The following is a 15461-nucleotide window of genomic DNA, read 5'->3' on the forward strand; positions in this document are numbered from 1 at the left end:
GTGGCAGACGGAATTTGGGGCTTAGCGGTCTTTTCTGCTCGTGTCGGCCGGAGAAGACTTGCTGTCGAGTTTCTTGTAGACATCGGCCAGCTTCGATTGTGGAGCTGGGCATTTTTTGCTTTTGGCAATTTCGCCAAGAACCTGATTGCGGTTACGCAATGCGTCGATTTCCAGTTTCTCTGGCGATTTGGGATCCATGAAGAAAAGCGCGGGGAAGAACAGAAGAACGCCTGTCGCGCCGAGGATGACATTCTTACCCTGCGCATCGGCTCGTTCTTTCACCGTCGCCAGCACCTGCCGCTCGTTAGCTTCGAATTCGCGCTTGATGCCCACGCAATCGAAAGCGCTGTCGGTCGGGTTGGTCGAAGAAACCGGATGCGCTGCCCGGCCGCCGCAACCGGAAACGACAATGGCAGTCGCCACCAGCGCGAATACGACAGACAATTTGGGGGTGTGAAAAGAAGATCTGATCATAATATTCTCTTTTGAAGCCTACCAGCGCGCCGTCACGCTGGCGAAAATGAGGTTGCCGCGTCCGTGATTGACGCTGCTGGAAAATGCCTGGGAGTAGCCGAAATCGGCACTGATGTTGCCGCCCACGAGTTTCGCGCCAACGGTCCAACTCGCTAGATGGCCGTCCGGAATATCGAAGCGATACTGCGAGAACACACGGCCGTAGTCGAGACCAAGATAGGGTCGCAATTCGCCTAGAACGGGTGCCAGACTTGTGCCCTCCCATGGCATTGTCCGCCACATCAGTTCGTTGCGGCTGAAAAATCCGTTATTGCCGAATATGACGCTTTCCCTCAGGCCGCGTACGTTGCTGGAGCCCCAAGTCCGATCTGCTCCGCGCCAAACATGTTATCGGGAGAATATTGGGCATTGAGGAGCGTCGTTAACTCGAATCGCTGGCCAGCCGCCTCGAACGGCCGGGTTGCGCTGACGGTCGTGTTGAATTTCAAAAAACGAGGATCGGCCATGCCGGCTCCGGGCTCGCCGGCCTCCACGGCGTCGAAGAGATCAAGGCCCTTATCAACGGAAAAATCGAGAGCGATGACGCCACCCAGCATTCTCTGTGAACGCGACAAACCCAGGGCGCCTATTGTGTACCGGCGGCTTCCAACCTCAATTCGATTGCCGAGAAGGAAGTTGTCGGTCTGCTTGTAGGTGAGGCGGCCTCTGAGCGTCGTGATCGAGTCCTTGTCCCGCAGAATGACCCGGTCGATGCCGAACCCAACCTGACCAGAGTTACCAGAGGTTTCGATCGGCCCGAAACTGCCGGGAATGGTGCTGTCATATTCGTACCAGGAACCATTCGCCGAAAAAGTCCAATAGCCATAGGGGACACTCGTGTTGACCGAATAGCTGTTGCTGCGCCCGCGACCGTCATCACTCCAAGGGTAGTCCGGGCCGCTATGCCCGTAGGATAGCCCTATCTGATCAATGAAGCCCAACAGGTCATCGAACCCAAAGGAAAAGTTGCTTTGGGAGTAACCGGTACTTTTCTGCCCAAGATTGTTGTTGGAAATACTTGCGTACCAGCGCTTGGATGGTTTGTTCTCGACGTTGAGAATGGATGTTCCATCCTCCTTGCCCGGCAACATCGAGGTCTTCGCATCGTTCGATGAGAGGCGATTGATCTGGTCCAGCCCCTGCTCAACATCGCGAATATTGGCAACCTCACCCTTCACGCCTGGAAAAGCCGTAGCGAATGAACCGTTTCGCTCTGCTGGTTGACCGTTAAAGTAGATATCGGAGATCGTTCCTTCGACGACCACCAATCGCAGCAGTTCTGTTCCGGCAATATCCTGTGGCGGAACATAGGCGCGAGAAGTCACGAATCCCTTGTCGAGATAGAGGTCGGTGATGGCCTTGAGCAGAGTGGTGATATCCGCAACACCGATGCAGCGATTGTCGTAACGCTGCGTAATTTTTCTGAATTCAGCGGCGGACAGCCGTGTCGCACCTTCGATCTCCACGCGCGAGATATTGAAGCATGGGCCATTGGACTTCGCCTCGCCTCCTGGTGCCCTGTCCGCACGGCTAGTGACGCCACTAGGCGTGACCTGCTTCAGGTTTTCCAGCCGCTGCAACTGCTGCTGCTGTTCCTGTCGCCGGGAAAAATCATCGGCGGGCGACTGGGCGTGTGAAAGGCCGGCGGAAAGAAAGAAGGACGATGTAACGAACAGAAACGAGGACCAGAACGCGGGAGCCGCGAAGGTTTTTGAAACAGATATTTGCCTGTTAAACCGCGACTGGGAACATGTTCCCTCGCCAGTTCCCCCTGGTTTCTCTGCATCATGACCCCGATGAGACGTCATAGTGGAGGGGTTTTCGGTGTTGAAAACAAACAACGCAGAACTGTGCTGGCAAAGATCAGGGCGAGGAATGCCCGCCTCTGACCGTGAGGAAAAATAAAAATGCGCCACGCGCCTGGCGATCGAATGATCAGCCCTGAAACGAGATGCCCAAGAGTTCACTAATGTCGCCCCAGCCTAACACTACTTTGGCAGATTCGTGCAAGCCTGGTTTGAGATGATTTGCGCTCTCACTTTTGGGGCGCGATATGGCGGATTGGAATACGGAGCTTTCAGCATTTTTGCAGCCGTTTCTGGAGAAGCTTGGACACAAGAAACGGCGACAGATGTGTCCACTTTATGTGTCGGGGCTTATCGGCCCCGGAGACCGCAAAAGTATTGAGCCGATGGCGGAACGGTTCGCTCCAGGCCAGTATGACCGCCTCCACCATTTCATTTCCGACGGCCTTTGGGATGCTGTTCCTCTTGAGGCCGAGCTCGCGCTGCAGGCGGACAGGATCGTTGGCGCATCCGATGCGTTTCTGGTGATTGATGACACCGGCCTGCCGAAGAAGGGTGATCATTCGGTCGGAGTCGCGCCGCAATACGCCTCGATGCTGGGCAAGAGAGCAAATTGCCAGACGCTGGTGTCGGTGACGCTTGCGCGAGAAGAGGTGCCGGTCCCGGTTGGCCTGCGTCTGTTCCTGCCGGATAGCTGGATCGGTGATCAGGAGCGCATGGCGAAGGCTGGGGTCCCAGACGACATGCGGACCTCTCGCACGAAGCCGGAGATTGCTCTTGCCGAGATCGATCGGTTGATCGTGACCGGTGTCCGGTTTGGCACAGTGCTGGCTGACGCAGGTTACGGCCTGTCGGCTGCGTTCCGAAAGGGCTTGAGTGAACGTGGCCTCACCTGGGCGGTCGGTATCCCCAAGCATCAGAAGGTTTATCCCGATGATGTCGGATTGATCTTTCCCGTCTCCGGTCATGGCCGTCCTCGCAAGCATTCGATCCCCGACACCCTTTCGGTTGCCGCCGAAACGATGTTGGCATCTGCAAGCTGGAAGAAGGTCAGTTGGCGCCGCGGCACAAAAGGTCGCCTGACCGCACGGTTTGCAGCATTGCGCATCCGGATCGCCGATGGCACGCCGCAGCGCATCTATGACAAGGGACAGCAGCACATGCCGGGCGAAGCGGCCTGGCTAGTTGGCGAATGGCGATCAAACGACGAGCGCAAATACTACCTGTCCAACCTGCCCGTCGATGCGACATTGAAAGTGCTGGCGGCCGCGATCAAGGCGAGATGGGTCTGCGAACAGGCACATCAGCAGATGAAAGAGGAGCTCGGTCTCGATCACTTCGAGGGCCGATCGTGGCAAGGCCTACATCGGCACGCTCTGATGACGATGATCGCTTATGCTTTTCTCCAGCACCAGAGATTGCAAACTGCAAAGTGGGAAAAAAAAGAAGCAAAGAGTTCGCCGAGGGCCGCCTGAACCGACCTTGCCAGCCGTCCGTCGAGCCGTGATCAATGCGCTTGCTATACCGACAGCACAGATCCGATGTCCGCACTGTCAACAGCACTTTCAAAGCAAAAATTCAATTCTGCCAAAGTAGTGCTAAGATAAATCATCTCAACTTAAGCGACGTATATTGTTATGTCATTACGGTAAAGATGCTTTCAGAATTGGATTGGTCGCCGCCCCCGTTCATCTGATCTCCTGATCAAGGATTTTCGGGGTGCTCAAGCGATCGCGTTAACGCGCGTAAGGAATTCCTGCGGGATTTCGACCTTCGTAGCCTTACCTCTTCCGATTGTGTTCCGAACATGGTGCATGACCAAAAGTTTTCTCGCCACGAGCGGCGCGACGAACTCGGCGATACTTGTGCGTTGCAGCCCGGTTATCGCCATAATATTCGTGAAAGTTGTGTCAGTGCCTATAATCTGAAGCTGATAAACTAGGCAGAGAAAACCAATCTGCTTCATTCGCGCAGATGCCGTTTCCCCCTCGATCGGACAGTCGAGGACCTCTTTCAGAACGGTTGCAGCAAAGCTGAAACCTACAAAAGGTGAATCGAACGTCATTATATCAAGAATTTCCTTATATAACGAGTTACTAAAAGTAAGTGCTAGCGCCTCAACCTTGTGCGAAACGCGCAAGGATGACTGGAAAAAGGCGTTCGACGTAGGTTTCAGCTAAACCCCAAAACCGGCATTGGGTTTCATCGCCGGTAATCTAACACGGCGTGCGCCGAAAACTTTCCGGCGCGGAAGCGTGATGTAAGTCCATCATGGTGTTCCGTTCGCATAGGTTCGTCTTCACGCGAAGGATCCGTCGGCGTCGAATTCTGACTCCCATTTCATGGCTTCGTCGTTAATCCGCTCTCTCCCGCTTTCCATTGCCTCGATGAACAGTGAATTGACTATGTGGAAGAGGTTGGCGGTGAGGCCCTTGGTGACTTGTGGCATTCGCCGTGGCGTCAAAACATTTGAATGGGCTTTTTGCGACGGTAGGAGTTGCTGCCCCCGCCCTCGCTGCACTTCAGCGTCAGCTTGCACGACTTTTGTGTTCCGAAGCGGATAGGCTGCTCCCGGCCCCAGATTGGTCATTATATCGAGGTCATCCCGATGTATGCGTTTGAAAGATTGGAGACGGAGGGCTGCTTTAATAACAGTGTGATCGGTTCGATTCCGTTCACAAGTCGAAACATCAATCACTATCGGAGAAATCAACTTTGAACAGAGTCTCGAATTTCGTCCGAAGAGGTTCCGGAAGCGCCCTGTATTCATGCTCGCGCTGGGCGCTGCCCATCATGACGCCGAACACATGGTGCAACTTGAAGGCCTCATCGATTGAGATATCGAGCAAAATTCGATATCCGTCCCAGTCGAATTCAATAGGATCAAAGAGCTGATTGTTGCGTAGAAGCCCTTTAATCGTGCGTTGTGAAAGCCGGAGGCCACTGCCGTCCACTGCGGCATTCACAAAGGCTTTGCTGTCTCGGCCGAACTGCTCAAACGATTTTGCTACCCGCTCGACCTTTTCACCGACATCATCTATGGCCCGTACAACAGGCGAACGGACCACCGAAGCACCCATATAGTCGGCAAGATAAAATATAGAGACTAGTCGACTATGCCGACCAGCCACTTCAAAAGTGGCGGTGATCTTTATCTCAGGCTCATTCGTCTCCTTTGACATTGAGTAAAACGAGTCGAGAATAAATACGTGTTCCACCGATGGGCGAAGTTGACGAAGGCCTCTCGCCGAAAGCTCCTCTATCCAATGGGGATTCAATGCGAAGTTGCTCTCGATCGATATCTTCAGGTGGTCAATAATATCGGAATCGGAAATATTTCGCACCTTGAAGGAGGCAAGCAGTCCTTCTGGAAAGAGGCTAATCTCTAGGGGTGATCCCCTACCTTTAGGGCGATTTCGGACGTCCTCAATTTCGTAGTGCTCCATCGGGTCACTGTGAGAGCCTCGGCGTTTGTAGTAGCGATTATCTTGCCCTTGATGCGGTGCGTCCTTACTGACATCAACGGAAATTACGTAATATTTCCCGCTACCGCCCTGTATCTCTTTTACAATAACGGTCTCAACCGCCGGGAACGTGCCGCTGTTGATGGCGCAATAAATCCAGTCCAATTTGGATTGTCCCTGCCAGCCGTCGTCGAGTGTAGTCTGACCGTCCTTCGCATCAATCCCTATAACAAAGGTCCCACCTGCTGAATTGGCGAAAGCGCTCACCCCTTTGCAAATCGGGCCGATTTCCCCTTTTGCTAGGATTTTTGAGCTTTTGTATTCGAGTCCGACACTCTCGGCAGGATTGTCCGCAAAGAAGCTCTCGAGATCTGTCAGCGAATTCAAATCGAGCACTTGATCCTCCCTATTTGATCGGCATTTTCGGGAACCGTCAAAGCGTCATCCGGACGTCAATGCGATTACTAGCGAGTAAGGATATCTACCGTTTTCATCCTGTAGATACATATCTTCCCATTCAGGACAAGCTGCCGTAATTACGGAATTAAATCGAGCCCACTGAAATGAAGCACAGGTAACGGGCATAGGCTGGTCGCCGGGCTATACTCGAAATTCACGGAGGGTGATTTTTGGACATCGCAATTCGTAATTGGGCATCCGATCGCCTTGGGCGTCGAGCGTTCGCCGAGTCACTGGCTCAACAAATTTGGGCGATGGCAAATTTAAGCGAAGGATACGTCGTCGGCCTTGAAGCAGAGTGGGGTGCGGGGAAGAGCAGTGTCGTCAATATGACGCTACATCATCTTCTCCATTTGGATCTCAGTCATTCGTCTAGAGATCCTGCCTTTCACGGCGACAAAGGTGGGAAAGAAATTGCCGCAGACCTTGATGACTTAGCTGTGCATTATGACGCTATCCGAGAACTTCACGAGCAATTTGCCGATGTACCTTACCTGCATCCTGATCACTATCATCGAGCAATAGTGACTAGGGCTGAAAATGACGAGGTTATGCGAAAGCGGATTTATCGGTATTTCAGGCTGCGTATGAACGCGCACTTCAGGCCGCGTAATCTAGTCGTCCATTTCCGTCCTTGGCTCGTACCGGACACCGCTGCCCTGTCATCCGTTTTTCTTGATGAACTCACGAAATCCATTGGTCCGCTACTAGGATCTGATATCGAAGATGCGATGAAGAACTACACTGCCGTCGTCAAACGCTTGGCTCCCGTCGCCGGGGTTGCGGCTCACGCAGTAGTTCCTGGAAGCGGCAACGCCATACGGGACTTCGTCGCCTCCCTCGGAAACACCGCTGAGGCAACTTTGGAGTCACGAAAACTGAAGCTGGAGGCCTCGCTCAGAAAACTGCGAGGCCAGAAAATAATCGTGGTTATCGACGACTTGGACCGTTTAAGCCCGAAGGAAGCCACGGAGATGGTTGGGCTGGTGAAAAGCCTCGGCAATTTGCCGAACATCGTTTATCTGATGAGCTATGATCCAAAGGTACTGTGTAGGCATCTGCGCGGAGTCTTGCGACTTAATGCCGAAGAGTATTTGGAAAAAATCGTACAGTACCGAAGAAATCTGCCACTGCTGCCTGCTGATCGGCTCCTTACGCTACTTGATGATTGTCGAACTGAGCTTTTTGACAGCGCATCGCCGGAGCTACTGGATCGCGCTCGCGACGCGAACTTTTACGTTCTTCGGCAATTTATCCGGACCCCAAGAGATGCTGTCCGATGCGGCGATTGGGCAGTGCGGGCACATCGAATACTGAAAGATCAGACGGATCCCGTGGATCTTCTGATACTGGAAGTCCTCAATGCGAAGGATACCGTCCTTTATCAGTGGATCCGGCACCATCTCAGCGAACTCTGTAGTGGAGAGATGCCGAACAGGAACTCGCTCGAGCAAGCTCTTGAGGCTGACGGTATCGAAGTAACCGAGGAACGAAAGTATGCCCTCTCGCAGCTTTTTCCTGCGGCGTCGCAGGAGTTTCATCGGCCCGGCAATAACTCTTCGAATGATCGGCTGAGCAAGCGCCTTCGCGTCCGGGAGTATGCGGAGACATACTTCGAGCTTTCCGAACCTGCGACAGGTAGTGGGAAAGCGGAACTCAATCGTTTGTTTGCAGGCGAAGATCCCAAGATCGTAATGACACCGATCTTGGAACGTTCCAAAGTCAGTGATTATGGCAGCTCGATACGAGCGGAGCTACTCGATACGATCTGGGAGCATTTTTCACGTAATCCGATTACACGAGCGTGGGTCGGGGCGCTGACCGACCTTGGCCCAGAACTTATCGTTTTCAGAGACCGTGATACCGGTGATATCTTCGCGCCGGATAATCTGCGACGATTGACTGGTGCCATAGTATCGGGGCTCAGCCATCTTAACATCGAAGACAAGGTCAACCTGATGAAGTTCATGCTAGCGCGATCCGAGGATCTTTCTCTGGTCGCATCGGTACTGAGGCGAATAGGATCGACCCGCGAGGGCAACCAAGACGGGGAGTATATGGACTTGGAAAGCGTTCGCGAAGAACTCGTGAATAAGCTTGAGGTTGCTATAGCCAAAGACCGAGTTCTATCTTCGGCGTATCCAGCCCATGTAGTGTTCTTGGCGTCAGAGATTCTTGGTCCACATATTATCCGAGAGCACTTGAACAGAGCACTCCGGCTAAACCGCTACTTCCCTGCGATAGCTCAGACGCTTCTAAATGAAGGTAATTCATCGGACCGCGGCCAATTTTATTCACTTATGAGCAATATGTCCGATTTCGCGGACAGTGACCTGTTCATTCAAGTGGCGCGTGACCTACTAGGTGACCGAGGGGACGAGGGGATCTGGGCTAAACGAACAATCGATGCGTTGTTAAGGAGCCGTAACGGAGAAGACTAATAACGTAACCCGAGATGGTGGTAGGCGTCGCCACTATCGCACGATCGGTTGCTGGCAGTAATGAATAGCCCCGAGATTTGTAGACGCCTTCTTTCCTAATTTTGAGGCAAGAAGAGCATCATGGGCAAATCGAATTTCAGCGAAGAGTTTAAGCGTGACGCGGTGCGGCAGATCACGGAGCGGGGCTATCCGGTGGCTGAGGTTTCGCAGCGTCTCGGCGTCAGCCAGCATTCGCTGTATGAATGGAAGAAGAAGTTTGCTGGGTCGGACTCCAAGGGCAACGACGAGGCCGAGGAGATCAGGCGGCTGAAGAAGGAACTGGCTCGCGTCACTGAGGAACGCGATATCCTAAAAAAAGCGGCCGCGTATTTCGCCAGGGATGCAAAGTGATAGTCAAGCGTTCATTGCTTTGCATCGCTTGCAGTTTTCGGTGCGGACGATGTGCCGCCTTCTGCGGGTTCACCCGAGTGGATTTTACACCTGGCTGAAGAACCCGCTGAGCAGGCGAGCCAATGAGGACAAGCGACAGACCGATCTGCTCCTGAAGGCATGGGAAGAGAGCGGCAAGGTCTACGGTTATCGCAAGCTGCACGACGACCTTCTCGATCAGGGAGAGATGTGCTGCCCGAACCGGGTCGCGCGCCTGACGCGTCTCGCCGGGATAAAGGCGCAGATCGGCTACAAACGCCGTCCCGGCATCTATGGCGGCAGACCGTCTGTCGTCGTCGATAATAAGCTCGACCGGCAATTCGACGTAGCAGCTCCGGACAAGGCCTGGGTCACGGACATCACTTACATTCGAACCTGCGAAGGTTTCGCTTACCTTGCGGTTGTCATCGACCTCTATTCTCGCCGGGTCATCGGCTGGGCGGTGCAGAGCCGACAGACCACGGACGTCGTATTGCAGGCTCTGCTCATGGCGGTGTGGCGACGCAAACCGAAAGACAAGGTGCTGATCCACTCGGATCAGGGCTCGCAGTTTACCAGCATGGACTGGGCCTCGTTCTGTGGTGCGCCGCTTTTTTTCGACACTATGGTGGCTGTTTAGCCGCATGTCCATCATGTCGAAGGGTCGACATATCGTTGGAAACGGAGCCTCCGTTAACAGCAGTGTCGCATTAAGAACTTTGTAAATTGCATGAGTCTCGATGCAAGCCGCCTCCCGGCATTAAAAAATAGGGCTGCTTTGCGCCTCAGGAAACGCCTATAGCCTCTCAAGCATCCGTAGACGCGCGTTTCGAAGCAATTCGTTTTGGTATCGGTACGCCTGTCTCCAACGGCTTTGGCATTTCGCTGCAGTGTAAGAACAACAGGGGATTGATTTCACGTTTTGAAATGAACGGTCACCGAAAATGAGTTCCCATCCGGCGACTATGCGGTCATGTCTTTATCACAGGTCGTGTGAGCCATTGCTCTACGATACACGAGCAAAGAGTTGACAGTATGGAAAATCCGGTTGCACTGAATAGTCTTTCCGAAAACACGGTCTTCCGTAAGGGCGATGTTTTCGTATTGTTCGGCGAACTATTCGGCCGCGGATACGCCACCGGCTTGCTTGACGAAGCCAGGCGGGCTGGAATGGAGATTGTGGGGATCACCGTCGGGCGGCGCGACGAGAACAACGCGCTCCGGCCGCTTGACGCCGAGGAACTGTCTTCGGCGGAGGCCCAGCTGGGCGGCAGGATTATCAACATACCTCTTATGGCGGGTTTCGATCTCGATGCGCCCGCAGACGGTCCAACTCCCACCGATCTCCTGGCAAAGATGACCCTGGAGAGCTGGCAACACGACAAGCTCGACTGGGACTATGTCGGGCAATGCCGCGACATCGCTACTGCGCGTTTTACGGAGTCGCTTTCAAGGGTCATGACCGTTCTCGACGGAATGATTAGCGCTGGCCGCAATGTTTTCTTCGCCCACACAATGGCTGGGGGCATTCCGAAGGCGAAGGTATTCCTGGTCGTCGCCAATCGAATCTACAAGGGAACTGGCGCCCGCCACATGTCTTCGCAGGCCCTGCTCGACAGTGACATGGGAAAGCTCATTCTGCAGAATTTTGACGATGTCTCCGCAAACACCTTTCGCCATCTCATTGATTTCAGCACGGCGATCCGCGAGCGCGTCGAAGCTTCGGGCGGACAAGTGCGATATACGGCCTATGGTTATCATGGATCGGCGGTCCTGATCGATGGGAGCTATCGTTGGCAGACCTATACCAACTACACCCAGGGATATGCGAAGATGCGGCTCGAAGGCATTGCAGAGGAAGCCTGGGCGACAGGGATCAAGGCAACTGTCTATAACTGTCCCGAAATCCGGACCAACTCGTCCGATGTGTTCACGGGTATCGAGCTGCCCCTGATACCGCTGCTGCTTGCGTTGAAGAAAGAAAACGGTGGCCAATGGGCAGACGAACAGTGGCAGGCCTGCCAGCAGCTTCTGGCCGATGGCTTAACCATGAAGGATGTTTTCCTGAAGATCGCCGCCATGCAGGCCAGCGAGGTCATGCGCCCGTTCTATGTCTTTTCGGCTTGGCCCATGGCAAACAGTCAGGCACAGGCCGATCTGACCATTGGCACGTCAAACGAGATCACCCAGATGCATCGGGATGGCAAGGTGATGATCAGCGACCTCCTGAGTGGTCTCGTTGTGAAGGCAACCGGGCAGCTAATTTTTGGCGAATCTTCCGAACCCTCCGGTCCCGTCCTGTGGCTCAACCACGATATCGTGGCTCGGCGACTTAACTCTTCCCACCCGCATTCGGAGTCTTCTGCGCCGCCTATCGCGCAGGGAATGGAACCCTCACACCTTGAGGTGGCGTGACGGCTTCCCAACTTAGCTTGAAAGCTGGGTGCTTTGGCCATGGAGCGACAAATCTTGTGACAAGAACGCTCCTTCTTTCCAGCCGTTCTGACGGACACCGAGATGCCCCCGAAGCTGCCGTTGGATCTATGCTACCTGCTGCCCAGCTCGAGGTGGAACCTGAACTGACGGTTCTGGGTAAATGTCGTCCCTCAGCCAACAGGATGAGGGCGACTGGGTTTTGCTTGACCGCGTAGCGATGCAGTCATATAAATCTCCCGGCTTCAGGAGGCCAGCCGCTTGCATGACGCCCTGTCATTGGTGAACTCCTGCTCGTTCAAGCTGATCGCAATATCCCCTTTTGGGTAGTTGGTGCGGTGGCAATGCAAGCGCCCACTCAGAAAATCCGACTTGCCCATTTTGGAATGTTGAGATGAGTGAGCAAAACCGTTCGGCCTCCGTGCCGACCAATTCGTTCCTGCGTGGATCGATTTCTTCCGTTTTTATTCGAACCAGCCTGCCGATCATCCTTGTGACCATGGTCAATGGGATGCTGATCGTCGCCGATGCTATGCTACTGGGTGCCTTTGTCGGGCCCGAAGCGCTTGGTGCGGTAACGCTGGTCTTTCCTTTCTCCATGCTACTGGTGGCGGCATCAGCTATTGTCGGTTCCGGCATGGCCAGCGTGCTCGGGCGCCGTCTTGGCGCGCGCGACATGTCAGAGGCTTGTGAGGTCCTCGCTTCAGCACAGGGTCTGGCTGTCGTGCTTGGTGTGGTTACGATCGCCCTGTTTTTCCTCGGTGGCGGCGTGATCGTTACCTGGATGGCAGCTGGCAACCAGCACCTCGCCGATACGGGGTGGCGCTTTCTGGCAGTCTCCTTTGTCGCAGCGCCGGTCATGTTTCTGCTGACAGTTCATTCGGACGCGCTCCGCACCGAGGGGCGCGTGGCGTTCATGGCCATGGCCGGTGTAATCCTGACGCTTGCGAATATTGCTCTCAATGCATTGCTGATCGGCTATTTCCAGTTCGGAGCCGCTGGTTCTGCCGGCGGAACTGCGCTGGCACAGCTAATTGCGCTTTTGCTCATCATTGGCTATCGCATGGCGGGCAAGGGCATTTTGCCAGTTGTCGGTTTTCGGATTGGTCGAAGTTGGGGTGAGATGCTGGCCCTGGGAATACCGAGAAGCATGAACTTCATCGGTCTCTCCCTGAGTTCCGCGGCGGTTCTATTCTCATTGCATCGCCTGAATCTTGGCAATCAGGAAACCATGGTGACCGCATATGGCGTCGTCATGCGTGTCATGACCTTCGCGTTTCTGCCCCTTATGGGCATGAACCTCGCCCTACAGGCGATTGTCGGCAACACCATTGGGGCAGGACAAGCCGACCGGGCATCGGATACATTGCGTTTGGCCATTTGTGTCAGTGCGGTTTATGGCCTCCTTACTCAGTTGACCCTGAGCCTGGCGCGCGATGGCCTTGGATGGCTCTTCGTGGGTGATGCCACGGTGGCGCTGGAAGTGGCCAGGATTGTTCCAGTCTATGTTGCCGCCTACTTCGCCTTCGGTCCTGTCCTGATGGCCGCGAGCTATGTACAAGCCGTTGGGAAGGTGCGTCAGACCGCAATCCTCTCGCTGGGCCGAACCTATCTGTTCGCCATTCCACTGACCCTGACACTTCCCTTGATCTGGGGGAAAACAGGCATCTGGGCGGCAGCGCCGATGGCAGACCTCATGATGCTCGTTCTGGCAGGGCTTATCTGGCGGCGAGACCGCTAGAAATCCGGTGAGAGGAAGCGTTTTGAGATAAAAGCAGATCTCATCAGAACAGGTGTCGCCAGGTCGATCTGAACCATTACGTTGTGAGTAAGCGCCGAAGGTTCACGCCGATATATTCTTTCTGAGGCGTTGTTTTATTCAATGCATTTTGTGGGTTGATGGATAACACGCTGCGCGGTGCCCGCATCAAAACGGATGCTAAAAAGACATCATCTTTCGTCGCTGTCATTCCCCTCCCGGCCCAAAATCAGTCATTCCAGACACGCTGCCACGGCGATCAAACCGGCTAAATCCTTCCAATAGATAAGCGGCTCTAGACTTGCTGAGCAAGAGCGCTGTTCAGTTCGTGGGTGATGACAATGGGGTTGGCGTGTCCTCGAGTGTGTAGTTATTTCCTATTGGTCAAAAGATATCGTAAACATCAAGTCTCTGCGTTTCAATGTTTACCTGTTTGACCCAATTGTCTTATGGCGCGCTCTTTTCTTTGGAATAAAAAGAGCGCCTAAGGTCGACGCTCCACGCGAATTTTAAGTTATGGATCGAGTTTCACCTCAAAGGGATGAGCGGGATATCTGATCCGCTGATGTCGAAGCGCCGTATCAATGAATTCCCTGAGTGTTGATGGAAAAACGGTCCTCCATTCACGCGCCGGAAGCTTCTTTGCTGGAAATGCTCCAGCGCTCTTCGATATAGCCCCGGCACAATAAATCAGTTATTGTGAATATGTTCGAGGGAGCGCGTGCTCAATCGGAAATAGAGGCAGGCCCATGCGCTTGATCGATCCGGTTTGCTTGAAGATGGCCGGCAGAGGGATCACACATATCCCAGGCACGGCGCTGTCAAAATTGCCTTCGGCGGTTCGGAGTTGCCGCCAGGTGACGCTTTCCGATGCGACGCCGCCAATTCATATCACGATCAACCCGCATGGGCGCACTGGACGCAGGAGGCGATGGTTTTACAACCGCCCCCGCTGGAAATCCTGCGGTTTGCTGCGTCAGCGCAAGCGCCAATCAAACTTCGTATCGACTCGTCTCTGAACAGGAGTACTGGCAATCATGATAAAACGCATGGTGGTCATGCTGATCGTCATAGGCCTGATTCTCGGGGGATATTCGGTTTTCAGGCGTTCAAGAACCGCGCAATCGCGACATATCTTGCCAATCTCAAGGCGCCGCCGCAGACTGTCTCGACGATCACGGCCGCGATGAGCCCATGGCAGACGACGCTGCAATCGGTAGGCAGCTTCAACGCCGTTGAGGGCGCCAGCCTTTCGCCGCAGGTTCAGGGCATCGTGCAGGAGGTCGGCTTTCAGGATGGTCAAGACGTCAAAAAAGGTGATCTGGTCGTGCAACTGCTTGCCGACCAGCAGATTGCTCTGCTCCGACAATATCAGGCGACGGAGGCGAACGCGCAAATTGCCCATGACCGCGATACCAGGTTGATCGCGGCCAGCACCATTGCGCAAAGCCAGGTCGATAGCAATTTGGCGGTCTTGAGATCCGCGCAGGCACAGGTCCTGGCACAACAGGCATTGATCGATCAATATTCAATTCGAGCGCCTTTCGACGGGCGCCTTGGCATCAAACTTGTCAGCCTTGGCCAATATCTTGCTGCAGGAACCCCTGTCGTCACCTTGCAGTCACTCGACCCGATACAATTCGACTTTTCGATGCCGCAGCAGGTTCTGTCGCAGGTAAAGGTCGGGCAGGATATAAACGTAACAATTGATGCCTATGGAAGCCAGACCTTCTCCGGCAAGATCACGGCGATCAATCCGCTGGTGGACAGCCAGAGCCGCAACCTCACGATCCGGGCCAGCTTCTCCAACTCCGACCACAAGCTGTTGCCCGGCATGTTCGGCAATGTCTCGGTGGTGGTCGGTGAGCCGCAAAACTATATCGCCTTGCCGCAGACCGCTGTCACCATCAATCCCTATGGCAATGTCGTCTATATAATAACAGACAAGGGAGCGGGGGAGGATGGAAAGCCGCAGCTTGTGGCCGATCAGAGGTTCGTCACCACAGGGCAGGCGCGTGGCGACCAGATCGCGGTGATCAAGGGGGTCAGCGCGGGTGACGTCGTCGTGACCTCCGGCCAGCTGAAACTGAGCAATGGTTCGCCGGTGGTGATCGACAATACGGTGCAGCCATCCAACGATCCCCACGCAGATCCTGCCAATCCCAACTGAGGCGCGGCG

Annotated in this window: 10 protein-coding genes and 2 pseudogenes; 6 read left to right on the forward strand and 6 right to left on the reverse strand. The window is 54.4% G+C overall.

Annotated features, from left to right (window positions below; genetic code table 11):
- Positions 1–21 precede the first annotated feature (21 nt).
- Complete coding sequence (locus G3A56_RS23180; RefSeq protein ID WP_082185027.1) at positions 22–474, reverse strand: hypothetical protein; 453 nt, start codon at positions 472–474, stop codon at positions 22–24.
- An 18-nt stretch (positions 475–492) separates the two neighbouring features.
- A pseudogene (locus G3A56_RS23185) lies at positions 493–2189 on the reverse strand (ShlB/FhaC/HecB family hemolysin secretion/activation protein).
- A gap of 377 nt (positions 2190–2566) precedes the next feature.
- Between G3A56_RS23185 and G3A56_RS23190 the strand changes: the two are divergent.
- Positions 2567–3793 (forward strand): IS701 family transposase, encoded by a 1227-nt coding sequence (locus G3A56_RS23190; RefSeq protein ID WP_142174431.1) that lies wholly within the window; start codon positions 2567–2569, stop codon positions 3791–3793.
- Positions 3794–4041: 248 nt separating this feature from the next.
- Here the strand turns inward: G3A56_RS23190 and G3A56_RS23195 are convergent, their stop codons facing one another.
- The 3 genes from G3A56_RS23195 to G3A56_RS23205 all read right to left on the reverse strand — a co-directional run bounded on the left by G3A56_RS23195 (position 4042) and on the right by G3A56_RS23205 (position 6178).
- Positions 4042–4383, reverse strand: a complete 342-nt coding sequence (locus G3A56_RS23195; RefSeq protein WP_082185025.1) for a hypothetical protein — start codon at positions 4381–4383, stop codon at positions 4042–4044.
- 234 nt (positions 4384–4617) lie between these two features.
- Positions 4618–4908 (reverse strand): hypothetical protein, encoded by a 291-nt coding sequence (locus G3A56_RS23200; RefSeq protein ID WP_137067619.1) that lies wholly within the window; start codon positions 4906–4908, stop codon positions 4618–4620.
- A gap of 100 nt (positions 4909–5008) precedes the next feature.
- Positions 5009–6178, reverse strand: coding sequence for an AlbA family DNA-binding domain-containing protein (locus tag G3A56_RS23205; protein WP_082185024.1), 1170 nt, complete (start codon positions 6176–6178; stop codon positions 5009–5011).
- A 233-nt stretch (positions 6179–6411) separates the two neighbouring features.
- Here G3A56_RS23205 and G3A56_RS23210 point away from each other — a divergent pair, with 233 nt between their 5' ends.
- The 4 genes and pseudogenes from G3A56_RS23210 (at position 6412) to G3A56_RS23225 (ending at position 13264) form a co-directional block, all read left to right on the forward strand.
- Complete coding sequence (locus tag G3A56_RS23210) at positions 6412–8682, forward strand: KAP family P-loop NTPase fold protein (protein WP_082185023.1); 2271 nt, start codon at positions 6412–6414, stop codon at positions 8680–8682.
- 120 nt (positions 8683–8802) lie between these two features.
- Positions 8803–9697, forward strand: a pseudogene (locus tag G3A56_RS23215) (IS3 family transposase); the annotation flags it as partial.
- Positions 9698–10125: 428 nt separating this feature from the next.
- The gene (locus G3A56_RS23220; RefSeq protein ID WP_082185022.1) at positions 10126–11505 is read left to right on the forward strand and encodes an enoyl ACP reductase FabMG family protein; all 1380 of its coding nucleotides are present in this window, start codon (positions 10126–10128) and stop codon (positions 11503–11505) included.
- A 412-nt stretch (positions 11506–11917) separates the two neighbouring features.
- Positions 11918–13264, forward strand: a complete 1347-nt coding sequence (locus tag G3A56_RS23225; RefSeq protein WP_082185021.1) for an MATE family efflux transporter — start codon at positions 11918–11920, stop codon at positions 13262–13264.
- A 76-nt stretch (positions 13265–13340) separates the two neighbouring features.
- On the opposite strand, the gene G3A56_RS23230 is transcribed toward G3A56_RS23225, so the two are convergent.
- Positions 13341–13493, reverse strand: a complete 153-nt coding sequence (locus G3A56_RS23230) for a hypothetical protein (protein ID WP_164056840.1) — start codon at positions 13491–13493, stop codon at positions 13341–13343.
- Positions 13494–14468: 975 nt separating this feature from the next.
- Between G3A56_RS23230 and G3A56_RS23235 the strand changes: the two genes are divergently transcribed.
- Positions 14469–15452 carry an efflux RND transporter periplasmic adaptor subunit gene (locus G3A56_RS23235; protein WP_246231414.1) on the forward strand — a complete coding sequence of 328 codons (984 nt, stop codon included), beginning with the start codon at positions 14469–14471 and terminating at the stop codon, positions 15450–15452.
- The last annotated feature ends 9 nt before the right edge of the window (positions 15453–15461 follow it).

The organism is Rhizobium oryzihabitans, assembly GCF_010669145.1.
In the GTDB taxonomy this organism is placed as follows: Bacteria; Pseudomonadota; Alphaproteobacteria; order Rhizobiales; family Rhizobiaceae; genus Agrobacterium; species Agrobacterium oryzihabitans.

What these genes read in the sequence shown, in the direction of transcription:
- G3A56_RS23180 (WP_082185027.1), bottom strand. Translation starts at nt 474, where the DNA reads ATGATCAGATCTTCTTTTCACACCCCCAAATTGTCTGTCGTATTCGCG.
- G3A56_RS23190 (WP_142174431.1), top strand. Translation starts at nt 2,567, where the DNA reads ATGGCGGATTGGAATACGGAGCTTTCAGCATTTTTGCAGCCGTTTCTG.
- G3A56_RS23195 (WP_082185025.1), bottom strand. Translation starts at nt 4,383, where the DNA reads ATGACGTTCGATTCACCTTTTGTAGGTTTCAGCTTTGCTGCAACCGTT.
- G3A56_RS23200 (WP_137067619.1), bottom strand. Translation starts at nt 4,908, where the DNA reads ATGACCAATCTGGGGCCGGGAGCAGCCTATCCGCTTCGGAACACAAAA.
- G3A56_RS23220 (WP_082185022.1), top strand. Translation starts at nt 10,126, where the DNA reads ATGGAAAATCCGGTTGCACTGAATAGTCTTTCCGAAAACACGGTCTTC.
- G3A56_RS23225 (WP_082185021.1), top strand. Translation starts at nt 11,918, where the DNA reads ATGAGTGAGCAAAACCGTTCGGCCTCCGTGCCGACCAATTCGTTCCTG.
- G3A56_RS23230 (WP_164056840.1), bottom strand. Translation starts at nt 13,493, where the DNA reads ATGACAGCGACGAAAGATGATGTCTTTTTAGCATCCGTTTTGATGCGG.
- G3A56_RS23235 (WP_246231414.1), top strand. Translation starts at nt 14,469, where the DNA reads ATGAGCCCATGGCAGACGACGCTGCAATCGGTAGGCAGCTTCAACGCC.